The sequence below is a fragment of the Thalassococcus sp. S3 genome (assembly GCF_004216475.1).
GTDB lineage: Bacteria > Pseudomonadota > Alphaproteobacteria > Rhodobacterales > Rhodobacteraceae.
The window spans coordinates 2013892-2028284 of record NZ_CP022303.1; the positions used below are offsets into that span (position 1 = coordinate 2013892).

At 61.7% G+C, this 14393-nt stretch carries 17 protein-coding genes and 1 tRNA gene; 9 read left to right on the forward strand and 9 right to left on the reverse strand.

Annotated features, from left to right (window positions below; translation table 11 throughout):
* Window positions 1-13 precede the first annotated feature (13 nt).
* The 6 genes from CFI11_RS10090 to CFI11_RS10115 all read left to right on the forward strand — a co-directional run bounded on the left by CFI11_RS10090 (window position 14) and on the right by CFI11_RS10115 (window position 5626).
* Window positions 14-1732 (forward strand): arginine--tRNA ligase, encoded by a 1719-nt coding sequence (locus CFI11_RS10090; protein ID WP_130405541.1) that lies wholly within the window; start codon window positions 14-16, stop codon window positions 1730-1732.
* Between the two features lie 75 nt (window positions 1733-1807).
* Window positions 1808-2857: an SPOR domain-containing protein gene (locus CFI11_RS10095; protein WP_130405543.1), complete on the forward strand. Its 1050-nt coding sequence runs from the start codon at window positions 1808-1810 to the stop codon at window positions 2855-2857.
* Entirely contained in the window at window positions 2857-3861 is a 1005-nt protein-coding gene (gene nagZ / locus CFI11_RS10100) for a beta-N-acetylhexosaminidase (protein ID WP_130405545.1), read from the forward strand. The genes CFI11_RS10095 and nagZ overlap by 1 nt, the downstream gene beginning before the upstream one ends.
* Window positions 3854-4642 (forward strand): ScpA family protein, encoded by a 789-nt coding sequence (locus CFI11_RS10105; RefSeq protein ID WP_130405547.1) that lies wholly within the window; start codon window positions 3854-3856, stop codon window positions 4640-4642. The genes nagZ and CFI11_RS10105 overlap by 8 nt, the downstream gene beginning before the upstream one ends.
* Window positions 4642-5289 (forward strand): SMC-Scp complex subunit ScpB, encoded by a 648-nt coding sequence (gene scpB / locus CFI11_RS10110; RefSeq protein WP_130405549.1) that lies wholly within the window; start codon window positions 4642-4644, stop codon window positions 5287-5289. Before CFI11_RS10105 ends, scpB begins: the two co-directional genes overlap by 1 nt.
* Before the next feature lie 61 nt (window positions 5290-5350).
* A complete protein-coding gene (locus tag CFI11_RS10115) occupies window positions 5351-5626 on the forward strand; it encodes a hypothetical protein (RefSeq protein ID WP_130405551.1) in 276 nt (91 codons plus the stop codon).
* On the opposite strand, the gene CFI11_RS10120 is transcribed toward CFI11_RS10115, so the two are convergent.
* Window positions 5604-6746 carry an MFS transporter gene (locus CFI11_RS10120; protein ID WP_130405553.1) on the reverse strand — a complete coding sequence of 381 codons (1143 nt, stop codon included), beginning with the start codon at window positions 6744-6746 and terminating at the stop codon, window positions 5604-5606. The two genes, CFI11_RS10115 and CFI11_RS10120, sit on opposite strands and share 23 nt — an antisense overlap.
* A gap of 77 nt (window positions 6747-6823) precedes the next feature.
* On the opposite strand from CFI11_RS10120, the gene CFI11_RS10125 reads away from it, so the two are divergent.
* A complete protein-coding gene (locus tag CFI11_RS10125) occupies window positions 6824-7354 on the forward strand; it encodes an Lrp/AsnC family transcriptional regulator (RefSeq protein ID WP_130405555.1) in 531 nt (176 codons plus the stop codon).
* A gap of 4 nt (window positions 7355-7358) precedes the next feature.
* Here CFI11_RS10125 and CFI11_RS10130 read toward each other — a convergent pair whose 3' ends face one another.
* From CFI11_RS10130 to CFI11_RS10165, 8 genes are all read right to left on the reverse strand, one after another.
* On the reverse strand, window positions 7359-8432 hold the full coding sequence (locus CFI11_RS10130) for a 2'-deoxycytidine 5'-triphosphate deaminase (RefSeq protein WP_130405557.1): 1074 nt from the start codon (window positions 8430-8432) through the stop codon (window positions 7359-7361).
* A 30-nt stretch (window positions 8433-8462) separates the two neighbouring features.
* Window positions 8463-8539: transfer RNA gene (locus CFI11_RS10135), tRNA-Pro, on the reverse strand.
* 59 nt (window positions 8540-8598) lie between these two features.
* Window positions 8599-9534 (reverse strand): MerR family transcriptional regulator, encoded by a 936-nt coding sequence (locus tag CFI11_RS24600; protein WP_254449059.1) that lies wholly within the window; start codon window positions 9532-9534, stop codon window positions 8599-8601.
* Window positions 9535-9549: 15 nt separating this feature from the next.
* Window positions 9550-9855, reverse strand: coding sequence for an integration host factor subunit alpha (ihfA, locus tag CFI11_RS10145; protein ID WP_130405559.1), 306 nt, complete (start codon window positions 9853-9855; stop codon window positions 9550-9552).
* Between the two features lie 95 nt (window positions 9856-9950).
* On the reverse strand, window positions 9951-10922 hold the full coding sequence (locus tag CFI11_RS10150; protein ID WP_130405561.1) for a beta-ketoacyl-ACP synthase III: 972 nt from the start codon (window positions 10920-10922) through the stop codon (window positions 9951-9953).
* Complete coding sequence (gene plsX / locus CFI11_RS10155) at window positions 10919-12049, reverse strand: phosphate acyltransferase PlsX (RefSeq protein WP_130405563.1); 1131 nt, start codon at window positions 12047-12049, stop codon at window positions 10919-10921. The genes CFI11_RS10150 and plsX overlap by 4 nt, the downstream gene beginning before the upstream one ends.
* 23 nt (window positions 12050-12072) lie before the next feature.
* Entirely contained in the window at window positions 12073-12279 is a 207-nt protein-coding gene (gene rpmF / locus CFI11_RS10160; protein WP_130405565.1) for a 50S ribosomal protein L32, read from the reverse strand.
* Between the two features lie 183 nt (window positions 12280-12462).
* Window positions 12463-13005 carry a DUF177 domain-containing protein gene (locus CFI11_RS10165; RefSeq protein WP_130405567.1) on the reverse strand — a complete coding sequence of 181 codons (543 nt, stop codon included), beginning with the start codon at window positions 13003-13005 and terminating at the stop codon, window positions 12463-12465.
* A 98-nt stretch (window positions 13006-13103) separates the two neighbouring features.
* On the opposite strand from CFI11_RS10165, the gene CFI11_RS10170 reads away from it, so the two are divergent.
* Window positions 13104-13565 (forward strand): outer membrane protein assembly factor BamE, encoded by a 462-nt coding sequence (locus CFI11_RS10170; protein WP_130405569.1) that lies wholly within the window; start codon window positions 13104-13106, stop codon window positions 13563-13565.
* Between the two features lie 83 nt (window positions 13566-13648).
* Window positions 13649-14389 carry a GNAT family N-acetyltransferase gene (locus CFI11_RS10175; RefSeq protein ID WP_254449060.1) on the forward strand — a complete coding sequence of 247 codons (741 nt, stop codon included), beginning with the start codon at window positions 13649-13651 and terminating at the stop codon, window positions 14387-14389.
* Window positions 14390-14393: the final 4 nt, after the last annotated feature.

The following is a 14393-nucleotide window of genomic DNA, read 5'->3' on the forward strand; positions in this document are numbered from 1 at the left end:
TGGGTCAGGTCTGATGAACATTTTTGCCGATGTCCATACCAAGATCTGCGCCGCGATCGCCTCTTTGCAGCGCGACGGGCACCTGCCGGATACGTTGGATGTCGCGGCGGTGACGGCTGAGCCGCCCAAGGATCCAGCCTATGGTGATGTCACGACAAACGCCGCCCTGGTCATCGCGCCGCAAGACGGGCGTCGGGCGCGGGAGATCGCGCAGCTTCTGGTGCCGCGACTGACCGACGATCAGGGAGTGGTTTCGGTGGACGTCGCCGGTCCGGGGTTCATCAACCTCCACCTCGATCCGGCGCGCTGGGCGCCCGTTCTGGCGGCCATTCTGGAGGAAGGCGAGGCCTTCGGACGCTCCGCGCTCGGCGCCGGAAAAAAGGCCAATGTCGAGTTTGTCAGTGCCTATCCGACCAGTCCCCTGACAGCGGCCTACACGCGCGGCGCGGTCTATGGGGACGCTCTGGCCAATTTGCTGGGCTTCGTTGGATATGACGTAACCCGCGAATACTATGTCAACGATGGCGGGGCACAGGTCGATGTGCTCGCCCGGTCGGTCTATCTGCGCTATCTCGAAGCACATGGCCGGGATGTCGCTTTCGAGGATGGGACCCTGCCGGGAGACTACCTCGTGCCGGTTGGCGCCGCGCTCAAGGCAAAGGTCGGGGACATCTACCTTGATCAGAGCGAAGCGGTTTGGCTCGCGCCGGTGTGCGCCTTTGCAATCGATGCGATGATGGCGCGTATCCGCGAAGATCTGGACGCGCTGGGCATCCGGATGGATCTTTATTTCAGCGAAAAGTCCCTGGACGACGCCGGTCGGATCGAGGCAGCTTTGGCCGATCTCGAAGCCAAGGGTTTGATTTACGAAGGCGTGCTTGATCCGCCTCAGGGGCAGTCGGCGGAGAGACCGGAGCGGCGCGAGCAAACGCTGTTCCGCTCCACAGCGCATGGGGATGAGGCAGATCGGCCCATTCGGACAGCCGATGGTGGCTGGACCTACTTCGCGCCCGATATTGCCTATCACTTCGACAAGATCGACCGTGGATATGACGCGCTTTACGACGTGTTCGGATCAGATCACGGCGCCTATGTCCGCCGGGTCAAGGCCGTTGTGTCTGCGCTGTCGAACGGGCGTGTGCCGGTCGAGATCAAGCTGGTCCAGCTTGTCAGGCTTGCTGACAAGGGCATACCCGTTCGCCGGGCCGGAGGGTTTGTCACCCTGCGTGATGTCGTCGACCGCCTGGGGCCGGACGTGACACGCTTTGCCATGCTGAGCCGCAAAAACGATGCGGCCCTGGACCTCGATCTAGACGCCGTGCTTGACCAGAGCCGCGACAACCCTGTTTTCGCCGTCCAGTACGCTCATGTCCGCGCGCTAGGCATCGTTGAGCGGGCGGAGCGCATTGCAGAGCCACGTCCGGGCGATGTTGCCGTGCTGCGGGGCGGGGCCGAATGGGCGCTTGTGCAAAAACTGGCCGGCTGGCCCCGGCTCGTCGATATTGCCGCACGGACGGCAGAGCCGCACAGAATGGCCATGTATCTCACGGATCTGGCGGATCTCTTTCACAAGGCCTGGCCTTCGGGAAGCAATGTGCCCGAGGTTTGGCTTACCGAAGGGGCCGACACGCCGGAAACATGGGCAAAAATCGACCTTGCGAGGGCTGTTTCCATTGTTATTTCAGCCGGTCTTGGTATTCTTGGTGTCAATCCGGCACGGCAGATGCGGTGACAAAACCCACACTCGCCGGATATGAGGCAGCAAAAAACCTGACGCGGTGATCCGCGTTCGGGCAGTGAGGCAAAAATGGCAGATGTTGAGTTCACTCCCTCTATGGGAGGTCGGGACGCGGCACGTGATGAAGGATCAGCGCCCGCGCTGACCCAGATCACTCGCTTTGCCGGCGCCCTCGTTTCTCTGGCGCTTGTCGCAGGGGCCGCGTTCTGGGGCTACAAGCTTTTGGTGCGTGATGTCAGCGGCGTTCCCGTCGTACGCGCATTGGAAGGGCCGATGCGTGTTCAGCCGGACAATCCGGGCGGACGACCCGCAGACCACCAGGGGCTGGCGGTGAATGCTGTTGCGGCAAACGGGGTTGCGGCAGCACCCGCAGATCGCCTGGTGCTGGCGCCGCGTCCGGTCGATCTGACCGACGAGGATCTGCCGCGGGGCAATCTGCGCCCGGTCGCGCGGACAGAGGGCACCCCGTCGGCAGCGCCCGCATCGAACGCTCAAGAAACATCAAATACCGGCCCAAACCCCGACGCAGTTGAAGCGGCCGCGCAATCGGGATCCGTCGAGGCGCTGGTCGAAGAGTTGACACGGGGCGTGCAGCCTTTGTCTCAACAAACCGCGGAAGAGGCGCAGCAGTCCGAGCCCACGCAGGCCGCAATCGTACTGCCGGAACCTCTGGATCAATCTGTGCTGCCAGAGACCGAACCGGAAGGCCAAGCTGATCCCGAGCCCGCGCCCGAGGTGATCACTGGACCCGGTGTGGGTCGCTCATTGCGTCCGCAGCAGCGCCCGGCACAGAGGTCGATCCCGGCGCCGACCCCGGTTGCGGCTGCCGCGCCCGCCGGTCTTGACGTGGATCCCGAAAGCATCCCGGCGGGCACCCGACTTGTTCAGCTGGGCGCCTATGACAGCCCAGAGGTGGCCCGTGGCGAATGGGACAAGCTGTCCGCCCGGTTCGGCGATACCCTGACCGGCAAATCAAGGGTCATCCAACGGGCCAGCAGCGGAGGCCGCGTCTTTTTCCGTCTCAGAGCCATGGGCTTCGACGATCTCAGCGATGCCCGGCGCTTTTGCTCGGCGCTGGTCGCCGAAGGCTCCGATTGCATCCCGGTGGTCACACGCTGATGCGGTTCGGCGCGACCATCCTGGACGCTGAAGGCCTGTCTCTGACAAACGAGGAAAAGGCGCTTTTCCGCGACGCGCAGCCCTTCGGGTTTATCCTTTTTGCCCGCAACGTCGACAGCGCGGATCAGGTGCGCGCCTTGTGCGCCGAAATGCGCGATGCGGTGGGACGAGAGGCACCGATAACCATCGACCAGGAGGGGGGACGCGTTCAGCGTTTGCGCCATCCCCTTGCGCGCGAGTGGCGCCCGCCCTTGGATCATGCGCGCGGTGCGGGTGCCGGTGCCGAACGCGCCATGTATCTGCGCTATCGCCTGATTGCCCATGAATTGCGCGCCCTTGGCATCGACAGCAATTGCGCGCCCATGGTGGATCTGGCCCATGACGCCACGCATCCGTTCCTGAAGAACCGCTGTTATGGTCGCGACCCTGAGCGGGTCGCCCGTATCGGTCGCGCGGTGGCTGAGGCGCATCTGGACGGAGGGGTTCTGCCGATCGTGAAACACATGCCCGGCCATGGCCGCGCCACGTTGGACAGTCACTATGACTTGCCCCGTGTTCAGGCTCCGGTCGATGCGTTGGAGGCAGAGGATTTTCTGCCTTTTCGGGCTCTCAATGACCTGCCCATGGGCATGACCGCCCATCAGGTTTACGAAGCGTTCGACGATCAGCCCGCGACATTGTCCCCCAAGGTGATGCAGATGATCCGGGAGCATATCGGCTTTGACGGTCTGATCATGACCGACGACATATCGATGAAGGCGCTGTCGGGATCTCTCGCCAAGATCAGCCGGGACGCGTTGAATGCAGGCTGCGATGTTATCCTGCATTGCAACGGTAATCTTGCCGAGCGGTCCGAAGTGGCCGAAGCTGCGGGAGAGATGAACGATGCCGCGCAGCGCCGGGCCGAGGCCGCGCTCGATGCGCGTCGCAGCCCCGCCGATATTGACATTCCCTCGCTCGAAGCGCAGCTTGAGGCGCTGATGGGCGGGCAGGTCTATGGCTGAGGACAGCTTTTTTCAGGACGAGCAAACGCGGGTGTCGGAGCGGCTTGCCGCCGAGGCGCTGATCGTCGATGTGGACGGGTTCGAAGGTCCGCTCGACGTGCTTCTGACGCTGTCGCGCACGCAAAAGGTGGATCTGCGCAAGATTTCCGTCCTGCAGCTTGCCCAGCAATACCTGGCGTTTATCGAACGCGCCAAGGCGCTGCGTATCGAATTGGCGGCGGATTACCTGGTGATGGCCGCCTGGCTGGCCTTCCTGAAATCTCGTTTGCTGCTACCGCCTGATCCCGAAGACGAGGGGCCGTCGGGAGAGGAACTCGCCGCGCATCTGGCCTTTCAACTGGAACGGCTGCAGGCGATGCGGGATGCCGCGGCCCGTCTGATGGCACGCGACCGGTTGGGGCGGGATTTCTTTGCGCGCGGCATCACCGAAGATGTGACCCGAGTGCGCAAGATCGAATATACCGCCACCTTGCTGGATCTGATGCAGGGCTATGCGCGCATCCGCACCAAGGATGAATTCCGCCCCTTCGTGATGGATCGCGACGCGGTGCTGACGATGGAGCAGGCGCTGGAGCGGATGCGGGGGCTGATCGGCTATGCCGCCGACTGGACCGATATCGCTAGCTATCTGCCCGAAGGATGGGAGATGGACCCGGTGCGCCGCCGCTCGGCCACGGCAGCGACGTTTGCGGCGTCCCTTCAGCTGGTCAAGGAGGGGCATCTGGAACTGCGCCAGACCGAAACCTTCGCCCCCATTCAACTGCGCAAGCGCGAGGCGTGATGCAGGACGACCCCCAGACCGAAAGCCTGTTCGAAGCGCCCCCCATCGGGGAGCAGGAGCGCATGGTCGAGGCGATCCTCTTTGCCACGGCAGAGCCGATCACCGTGCGCGAACTGGAAGCGCGCATGCCGCATGGCTGCGACGCGGCAGAAGCGCTGGCGCATTTGCGCAAGCGGTACGAGGGGCGCGGGGTCAGCGTGGTCAAGGTGGGCGATGCTTGGGCCATCCGCACCGCGCCCGACCTTGGTTTTCTGATGCGCAGCGAAACGGTCGAAACGCGCAAGCTAAGCCGTGCTGCCATCGAAACGCTTGCGATCATCGCCTATCACCAGCCAGTCACCCGCGCGGAGATCGAAGAGATCCGGGGGGTCTCTGTCTCAAGGGGGACGATTGATCAGTTGCTGGAGATGGAGTGGATCCGGTTCGGGCGGCGCAGGATGACGCCGGGCCGCCCCGTGACCTTCGTCGTGACGCAGGGGTTTCTGGATCATTTCGGTCTTGAAAGCGCGCGGGATCTGCCGGGCCTGAAAGAATTGCGGGCCTCGGGACTTCTGGAGAACCGACCACCTCCGGGTGCCGAAGAGGCAGGCGAGGAGGAGATGGAGGACAGCGCCGGGCAGCCCGAACTCTTCGAAGATGACGGCTGACCCCTGCAAACGCGCGTGCTTTCTGATATATTGAGGCCCAGAGCAGTGGAGGCCATGTGCTATGAACCTGAACAGGATCATCAACATGATCATGCGTATCCTGATGCGCAAGGCGATCAACAAGGGCGTAAATGTCGGTATCAACCAGGCGTCGAGAGCCATCAAGCGCCCCGGCAAGTCCGCGCCTCCTCTACCGCCAGAACGCGTTGATGTAGCAGAGGCATCCGACCCTGAAGAGGCGCAAACCGGCCCGACCAAGCAAGAGGTTCGCGCGCGGCGCAAGGCCCGCCGCGAGATCCGCGCGGCCCGGCAGGCTAGGCGGAACGCTGGGTCCTGACGCGCCGCAGGCCCAGGCTTTCGACGGCTTCGGCCAGTGACAACAGCGCGGACACGATGAGGCAGCCAGCCAGGCCGAAGGCTGCAAAAAGGGGTGCGCCGGCAAGCGGGGCCGCAAAAACGGCAAGATAGGTCACCGCGCTGTAAAGCCCCATAATCGCGCCGCGCTGCGTCGGCTCAAGCGTACTGAGACGCGCCACGACAAGGTTAAGGCAAAGATGCTGTCCGATCCCCCAGAGCAACGCCATGACCAGCAGCGCGACATAGCTGTCCGCGACGGCCGCCATCACGACGTAGACGATCGCGCTGTATACAAAAAGAAGCGGTGTCGCCCGGGCAAGGCCAAGACGGTCAATCCACCGGTCGGCATAGACGGCGAGGCCGAACCCCAAACCATAAGCCAATGGCACCAGACCCGCCTTTGTCGTGCTGAGATCGAGCCTGAGCGTGACTTGCGCGCCGACAAAGAAGTAGGTGACATAGAAGCTGAACATCACAAGTCCGGTCGCCAGAAGACCTCGCGATATGCCCGGAACCCGCAGGGCCGTAAGCGGGGAGGTGATGACACCGCTCGGCCGGCTTTGGCGGCTCAGGCCCGATGATGTCGCCCAAAGCAGTCCGGTCAGCAGCGCAAAGGTAACGTAAACCACGCGCCATCCCGCCAAATCGGTAAGCCAGGCCGCAGCGCTGACCCCGAAAACAAGCGCCACAGTCCACCCGGTCAGAACGGCGCCGACGGTTTGCGCCGTCCGCCCCTCGGGTGCGATCTCGGCGGCGAGCGTATAGATTGCGGGCAGGGCGGCGCCTGCTGCTAGGCCACAGAGCGTTTGAGCGCCGATCAACCCGCCCGGAGACGGCGCAAGCGCGCTGGAGGCGAGGCCGAGCGCGAGCGCGACAAGAGCGATGCGGAGAACACGGCCCGCGCCGAACCGGTCCGAAAGGGGCGCCAGGGTCAAAGCGGACAAAGCGGTTCCAAGGCCATAGGCGCTGGCTGCGGTCATAACCTGTCTGGGTGTCGTGCCGAAATCTGCGGCGACCGCGGCCACGACCGGCGACAGAAGCAGGGAATTGGCGCCGATGACGCCAATAGCAAGAAGCAGCAGAAGGATGTCGCGGCGCATGGTAAAAGCCTTGTTGAATGAAGATCTGCAATAGGGCTATTTTTCAAAACGAAGTTCGGCAATGTGAAAGGCGGGCAATGGCTGTGAAAACAGATAATCTTCGGCGGCGCGCCGGCGGGACGCCGTCCATCGACGGCATGGACACAAAGATATTAGGCGTGCTGGCACGGGATGCATTGAAAAGCTATGCCGAGATCGGAGAGACGGTTGGCTTGTCGGCGCCCGCGGTGCACGAGCGGGTCAAGCGTTTGCGGGCCAGCGGTGTGATTTCGGAAACGGTGGCGCGGCTCGACGGGCCTGCGGTGGGTAAGCCACTTTTGGCGTTCGTCCATGTCTCCACCACGGGCTGGGGTAAAACCCGGGCAATGGTCGCGATGCAGGATTTTCCCGAGGTCGAGGAGTTGCACTCCGTCACCGGGGATGCCTGCTTGATCATCAAGGTCCGTGTAGCCTCCGCGCTTGCGTTGGAGGGTCTGCTTTCACGGATCTACGATGTGGAAGGGGTGCGCGAAACCCGTACCTATGTCACGTTGTCCACGCATCTTGAGCGCAGCGTTCAAGCGGAGCTCACAGACGAGCTGGAAGAGAACGCACCATATCTGAAATAGTCGTCTAAGTCTTGAAATGCTTGGATAATTTAAGGCCTTGCCCTTGGTAGTTTGACGCAATGCCTGCGCCGTAGAGGTTCGTGGGTGCGGCGGCCATCCGTTCGTAGACCAGGCGTCCAACGACCTGTCCATGCTCAAGCACAAAGGGCGCTTCGTGGCACCGCACTTCCAGAACCCCGCGGGATCCGGCGCCGCCTGCCGCGTCATGGCCAAAGCCGGGATCGAAAAATCCGGCATAGTGGACCCGGAATTCGCCGACCATGGCAAGATACGGGGCCATTTCCGCAGCATATTGCGGGGGAATATGTACCGCCTCGCGACTGACAAGAATGTAGAATGCGCCGGGGTCGAGGATGATCTGACCATCGGTGCTGCGCACTTCTTCCCAGTATTCGGACGCATCGTAATGCCCGATAAGGTCCAGATCGATCACGCCGGTATGCGGTTTGGCGCGGTATCCCACCAGGTCGGTTCCTGGCAGGTCCAGATCCACAGAAAAGCCAAGACCCTCCTGGATAACGGCCGGGCCGTCAACGAGCGGAGCAACCGCGTGAAGCGCATTCAGATCCGTATCAGACAGCACCGCATGCCCGTTGCGGAACCGAATTTGGTTCAGCTGCATGCCGGGCCGTACCAGCACCGAAAATGAGCGTGGGCAGATCTCGGCATAAAGCGGGCCGGTATAGCCGGTGGGGATACGGTCGAATTCCACGCCACCATCGGTCACCGTACGTGTCAGCAGGTCAAGCCGACCGGTGGAGCTTTTGGCATTCGCGACGGCATGCATGTCGTCGGGAAGGCGCAAGCCTTCCAGCAGCGGAACAAGGTAGACGCAGCCTTTCTCCAGCACGGCTCCTTTCGACAGGTCGATGCGGTGCATCTCGAATTCCTGGAGCCGTTGGGACACGGTGCGGCCCTGACCGGCAAGAAAAGAGGCCCGTACGCGATATGCGGTATGCCCCAAACGCAGATCCAGGCTCGCGGGCTGGATTTGGTCATGCGTTACGGGAAGATCGGCGACGATTGCGCCTTCGCGGATCATCGCTTCGATCTGTTGGTTGGGGCAGACGCCGGTCATGTCAGGCCCCATCGGGCAGTCGGTTTGATTTGGTCGGGCTAGCAGGACTCGAACCTGCGACCTTCCGTCCCCCAGACGGACGCGCTACCAGGCTGCGCCATAGCCCGACTAAGGCGTGTTCATACCGGTTTTGAAACCGGAGACAAGGGGAAATCATCAGCGTCGCTTACTCTCTGCCGGCGCGGCGCATCCGTTCGCGATGCGCAGCCAGACGCGCCGCGATCGGGGCAATGGCATCAGCGGATTTCGGACTGATCCGCATCAGGCGCCCTGTTTTGGAGAGCGGACCGTGCGTGACGGCAATCTCATCTTCCAAGGAAGGCTCCTGCACGTTTGCGGGTTGGACCTCGACCGCCGGGGCCTCCTCCTCTGCCGCAGGCTCCTCAGGGGCTTGCGGCTCTTCCGCGAATGCGGTCTCTCGTTCGGGTTCGGGTTCGGGTTCGGGTTCGGGTTCGGGTTCGGGTTCGGGTTCGGGTTCGGGTTCGGGTTCGGGTTCGGGTTCGGCGGATGCATCCTGCTCCGTTTGCTGTGACGTCTCTTCAAACATCGGTTGGTGCAGGAAAGAGGGCAGGGCGGGTGCTTCCGGTTCAGGTTCCACATCCTCGGCCATGGCGGCTGCCGGTATCTCGTCGCTTTCGGCTGGCGTGAGCGAAGTAGCCTCGTTGCTTTCAGCTTCCATCGGGTCGGGCGTGCCGGCCTCGTCGTCTTCAACGGGATCGTCCAGAGCGAACTCGGCCTGCATGTCAGCCTCGCCCGCGTCTACATCTTTATTCTGAAATTTCAGCACATTAGGGGCCGTACTTTGCGTCATGCGTGAACTGTCGTCATCTATGGAGGGGGAGAAGGCCGCGACGTGCGACACGCCCTGTTCTCTCAGGATTTTCTGAACCCCTTTGATCGTCAGGCCGTCTTCGTGCAGAAGCTTCTTGATCCCGCCAAGAAGCTGCATGTCGGCTGGACGATAGTATCGCCGCCCGCCCGCGCGCTTTACCGGTTTGACCTGGGTGAACTTGCTTTCCCAGAAGCGCAGCACATGGGCCTGGATGCCGAGCCAATCAGCCACCTCGCTGATGGTGCGAAAGGCGTCGGGCGATTTTTCCATGTGGCTTGAGCCTCTTTACTTTCGTTTGTTTCCGATCGCCACGCGATCTTTCATCAGGTGCGAGGGGCGGAAGGTCAGGACGCGACGGGGCTGAATGGGCACTTCTTCCCCGGTCTTCGGGTTGCGCCCGACGCGGGCCGATTTCTCGCGCACGCTGAAGGTTCCGAAAGAGGAAATCTTGACCTGCTCGCCGCGCACCAGCGCGTCGGACATGTGTTCCAGCATGCTTTCGACAAGCTGTGCGCTTTCGTTGCGTGAAAGTCCAACTTCGCGGAACACCGCTTCGCTGAGATCCATGCGGGTCAGTGTCTTTTCACCCATACCTTCCCCCTCGTTTTGGAAAACCATAGGGGCACACCAATTTCGGAGTCAATATGAATGGCATGCAAGGGCTTGTTTTTGCGGGCTTTCGCGCGCTACCAGCGCAGGACGACTGCACCCCAGGCCAGTCCGCCGCCAATCGCTTCGGTGACGATGAGATCTCCGGGGTTGATCTGACCTCTCTCCTTGCCGACCGACAGGGCAAGGGGAATCGATGCCGCGGAGGTGTTCCCGTGATCCTGAACCGTGACCACGACCCGCTCCATCGGCAGGCCCATTTTCTTGGCGGTGCCCTGGATAATGCGGATGTTGGCTTGATGCGGTACGATCCAGTCCACATCGGACGCTGTCAGCCCCGCGCGCTCAAGCGCGGTTTCCGCGGTCGAGGCTAGTTTTTCGACCGCATGGCGAAACACCTGATTGCCCTGCATCCGCAAATGGCCGGTGGTCTGCGTGCTGACACCGCCATCCACATAAAGCAGGTCTTTAAAGCGCCCGTCCGAATGCAGATCGGTCGACAGAATGCCGCGATCGGTGGCTGCGCCGGGTTGATCCTGTGCTTCCAGGACCAGCGCTCCGGCCCCGTCTCCGAAAAGCACACAGGTGCTGCGATCGGTCCAATCCATGATGCGACTGAACGTTTCGGCCCCGATCACAAGAACACGCTCGGCCTGGCCCGACACGATCAGGGCATGCGCATTCGACAGCGCATAGATGAACCCGGCACACACGGCCTGAACATCAAATGCGAAACCCTTTGTCATGCCCAGGGCATGCTGCACCATCGTGGCAGCCGACGGGAAGGTCAGGTCTGCCGTTGACGTGGCCAACACGATGGCATCGATGTCCGACACGCTCAAACCGGCATCCGTCAAAGCGGCGCGCGCGGCATGGGCGGCCATATCGGACGTGGTTTCCCCTTCGGCGGCAAAATGGCGCCGCTCAATGCCTGAACGGGTGCGGATCCATTCGTCACTTGTGTCGAGGGTGGCCTCAAATTCGCTGTTAGGTACGACGCGTTCAGGAAGATAGTGGCCCACCCCGGTAACCACAGCGCGGCAAGTCATTGAGTGGCCTGTCCTTTTTGGTGTTGGCCGGGGTCGTCCTGCTCCGGCTGATCGTTAACATCCTGCGCAAGCTGTTCGGCGGATGCAACCCGAGCGGCGAGTTTTTCGGAAAATCCGGATTGCGCAAGCTGAAAGGCGAGCTTGACCGCCGCCGACACACCAATGGCATCCGCGCTGCCATGAGATTTGACGACCGTTCCGTTCAACCCCAGAAACACGCCGCCATTGACCCGGCGCGGGTCGATGCGTTTTTGCAATCGGCGCAGAGATGTCAAAGCCAGGATCGAGGCCAGACGCGAGAGAGGCGAGAACTTGAACGCTTCCCTCAAGAGATCACCAATCAGGCTTGCAGTCCCTTCGCCTGTCTTGATCGCGACATTGCCGGTGAAACCGTCGGTGACGATGACATCCGCCACATTGCCGGGAATGTCGCCGCCTTCGACAAAGCCGACAAAATCGTAATCGGCCTTTTCAGCGAAGGCGCCGATCAGTTCATGCGCTTGCTTCAGTTCCGCGCGGCCCTTGTGTTCTTCCGTGCCCACATTCAGCAGGCCGATCCTGGGGCGGGGCAGGTCCATGCCGTTTCGGGCATAGGACGTGCCCATGAGGGCATATTGCAGAAGGTCTTGGGCATCGGCACGGATATCGGCACCGACATCAAGCATCACGTTAAAACCCTGAGGGTTGCGTGATGGCCAGAGGATGGCGATGGCGGGGCGGTTCACGCCGGGCAGCTTGCGCAAGCGGACCATGCTGAGGGCCATCAACGCGCCGGTATTCCCGCAGGAGACGGCCACGGTGGCCTCACCGGCGCGGACGGCATCAATGGCGGACCACATCGACGTGCCCTTGCCGTGACGCATCACCTGGCTGGGCTTGTCCTCCATCGTGACGACATCTTCGGCGTTGCGAATGTCGACACGACCGGCCAGATCCTTGCGACGCGCCACAAGAGGTTCGAGCGTCGCGGAGGGCCCGTGCAGAATGAAACCGATGTCGGGGTTTTTGTAAGCGGATTGCGCGATACCGGCCACGACGGCAGCCGGCCCGGCATCTCCGCCCATGGCGTCAACCGAAATGATCGTGCGGCCAGCCGTTGCGTTGAGATTGTCAGGCGCGGCTGTCATGCAGGGGCCATTCGGTCGAGGCCTCAGGCCGCGTCGTCTTCCAACTCGATCTCGTCAGTCAGCGGAACGATCTCGTTGTCGTTATAGTGACCGCAGGCCGCGCAAACGTGATGCGGGCGTTTCAGTTCGCCGCAATTCGTGCATTCGTTGGGGTTTGCAGCAACCAATGCGTCATGCGCCCGGCGATTGTTACGGCGCGACTTGGATACTTTGTTCTGTTGGACAGCCATGTCTCAACCTTTGTCTCTCTGGGGCGGATGCCGCCGGGGCGGGCCGCGATTTCTGTGGCGTGACGTGCGTGTAGGCTCAGGCCTGCGCGATGTCCAACCCTAATTCCGATGAAGGCGCGAAAATACGCAAGATTCTTGGTTTCGCAAGCGCTTTTTCCAAACTGGCGTAACGTTCAGCCCCGCTCAGCTCTCGTTATCCTTTTTCAGCCGGTCGCGCAGGTCGGCAAGGCCCGCAAAGGGGCGGGCCTCCTCATCGGACATCGGGGTCTTTCCGGGTTCCGTGAATGTGGCCCCGTCCAGCGCTGCGCCCTCTGATCTTGGATAGAGAGGGATATGAAGCGCCAGCGCCTCTGCCATGATCGCGTCGGGGTCGATAAAGGTGCCGAGCGCTTCGACCGTATCATCTTCGGGCATTTCGATCTCCGGCGCTTCGGGCTCCGTCAGATCGGCCACGAAGATGCGCGCGACATCGACGTCAATCCGCGTCGTCACCGGATTGAGCGTCACGACGCAGGGCTGCGTGATGGTGGCACCCAGACGACCGGTTAACTGCCAATCGCGTTTACCTTTTGCCGTGATGTCACCGGCAAAGCTGAGTTTGCGCAAGGACGACAGGCCAAGCGTGTCGGCCAGCGCGGCCATTTTCTCGGCGTCGGGCCTTAGCGCAAAGGCTGTGGAACTGTTCTGGGCAAGTTCGGCAACGCGAAACGGTGGGGTCAGTGACATAAGTGGCTTTCTTTCGTTCCTTGAACCGGGTGCCATCCTTTAGTAATCGGGATAAAAGGCCTGTCGGGCCGAGGCAAGAGGGCAGCCGGGTAATGGGAATGTCGAACGTGCGGACACGCTGGATCAGGACTGGTATTGCGGCCGTCGCGCTGTGCGGATTGGCGGCCTGTTCCGCCACCTATCGCAATCACGGATATGTCCCAAGCGAAGCGGACCTGTCTGAAATCGTGGTCGGAGTGGACACCAGGGATACGGTATCGGAGACCGTTGGCCCGCCGTCCTCATCCGGTGTTCTGGATACCAGCGGCTATTACTACGTTGCGTCGCGTGTCAGGTCCTTTGCATTCCGCGAACCGCGCGTGGTGGAGCGGGAGTTGGTGGCCATCAGCTTTGATAATTCGGGCGTCGTTCAGAATATCGAGCGTTTCGGGCTTGAGGACGGGCGCGTCATTCCGTTGACACGGCGGGTGACAAGCTCGTCTGTTTCCGACAACACCTTCCTGCGTCAGCTTTTGGGGAACCTCGGTCGCTTCGCTCCGGATCAATTCATCGACGGATAGGGCTAGACGTCACGGAACCGTCGTATCTTGTGTGCTAGCACCCACGACAATACCATTCCGGGTATGCGCTGCAGGAGGTTTCGATGCTGCCAAAGATGCCCTCGCTGACAAAAGGACGCTACAGCGCCCGGATCGCCGACACCCCCGAAGACGTGAAGCAGGCGCAGGCCCTGCGGACGCACGCATTCGCGACCGAGGGGCAGGATGCGGATGAATTCGATAAGATCTGCACGCATATCCTGATCGAAGAGGTCCGGTCGGGCACGTTGGTATGCTGTTTCCGAATGCTACCGTTGAATGACGGCTCAGAGATCTCGCGGAGCTATTCGGCACAATATTACGAATTGTCCGCGCTTGAACGATTTGAAGGCAAGATGGTCGAGATGGGGCGGTTCTGCATCCATCCCGACTGGTCCGACGCGGATATTCTACGCGTGGCTTGGGGGGCGATGACCGCCTATGTCGATGATAACGACGTGCAGATGCTTTTTGGCTGCTCGTCCTTCTCGGGTATCGAGACGGCGGATTATCTGGACGCCTTTGCCATGTTGAAGGCCCGCCATCTTGCGCCCAAAAGATGGCTGCCCCGGGTCAAGGCACCGGATGTGTTTCGCTATGCCGCGAGATTGCGGCGGCGCCCGGATGCAAAGAAAGCGATGTTGCGGATGCCCCCGTTGCTCAGAACCTACCTGATGATGGGGGGCTGGGTCAGCGACCACGCGGTGGTCGACCGACAGATGAACACGCTACACGTCTTCACCGGGCTTGAAATCGGCGCGATACCCCCGGCCAGAAAGCGCCTGTTGCGGGCTGTTGCCGGATAGTCTT

Bases quoted from the DNA above. Each gene is read 5' to 3' on its own strand.
- CFI11_RS10090 (WP_130405541.1), top strand. From the start codon at position 14: ATGAACATTTTTGCCGATGTCCATACCAAGATCTGCGCCGCGATCGCC.
- CFI11_RS10095 (WP_130405543.1), top strand. From the start codon at position 1,808: ATGGCAGATGTTGAGTTCACTCCCTCTATGGGAGGTCGGGACGCGGCA.
- nagZ (WP_130405545.1), top strand. From the start codon at position 2,857: ATGCGGTTCGGCGCGACCATCCTGGACGCTGAAGGCCTGTCTCTGACA.
- CFI11_RS10105 (WP_130405547.1), top strand. From the start codon at position 3,854: ATGGCTGAGGACAGCTTTTTTCAGGACGAGCAAACGCGGGTGTCGGAG.
- scpB (WP_130405549.1), top strand. From the start codon at position 4,642: ATGCAGGACGACCCCCAGACCGAAAGCCTGTTCGAAGCGCCCCCCATC.
- CFI11_RS10115 (WP_130405551.1), top strand. From the start codon at position 5,351: ATGAACCTGAACAGGATCATCAACATGATCATGCGTATCCTGATGCGC.
- CFI11_RS10120 (WP_130405553.1), bottom strand. From the start codon at position 6,746: ATGCGCCGCGACATCCTTCTGCTGCTTCTTGCTATTGGCGTCATCGGC.
- CFI11_RS10125 (WP_130405555.1), top strand. From the start codon at position 6,824: ATGGCTGTGAAAACAGATAATCTTCGGCGGCGCGCCGGCGGGACGCCG.
- CFI11_RS10130 (WP_130405557.1), bottom strand. From the start codon at position 8,432: ATGACCGGCGTCTGCCCCAACCAACAGATCGAAGCGATGATCCGCGAA.
- CFI11_RS24600 (WP_254449059.1), bottom strand. From the start codon at position 9,534: ATGGAAAAATCGCCCGACGCCTTTCGCACCATCAGCGAGGTGGCTGAT.
- ihfA (WP_130405559.1), bottom strand. From the start codon at position 9,855: ATGGGTGAAAAGACACTGACCCGCATGGATCTCAGCGAAGCGGTGTTC.
- CFI11_RS10150 (WP_130405561.1), bottom strand. From the start codon at position 10,922: ATGACTTGCCGCGCTGTGGTTACCGGGGTGGGCCACTATCTTCCTGAA.
- plsX (WP_130405563.1), bottom strand. From the start codon at position 12,049: ATGACAGCCGCGCCTGACAATCTCAACGCAACGGCTGGCCGCACGATC.
- rpmF (WP_130405565.1), bottom strand. From the start codon at position 12,279: ATGGCTGTCCAACAGAACAAAGTATCCAAGTCGCGCCGTAACAATCGC.
- CFI11_RS10165 (WP_130405567.1), bottom strand. From the start codon at position 13,005: ATGTCACTGACCCCACCGTTTCGCGTTGCCGAACTTGCCCAGAACAGT.
- CFI11_RS10170 (WP_130405569.1), top strand. From the start codon at position 13,104: ATGTCGAACGTGCGGACACGCTGGATCAGGACTGGTATTGCGGCCGTC.
- CFI11_RS10175 (WP_254449060.1), top strand. From the start codon at position 13,649: ATGCTGCCAAAGATGCCCTCGCTGACAAAAGGACGCTACAGCGCCCGG.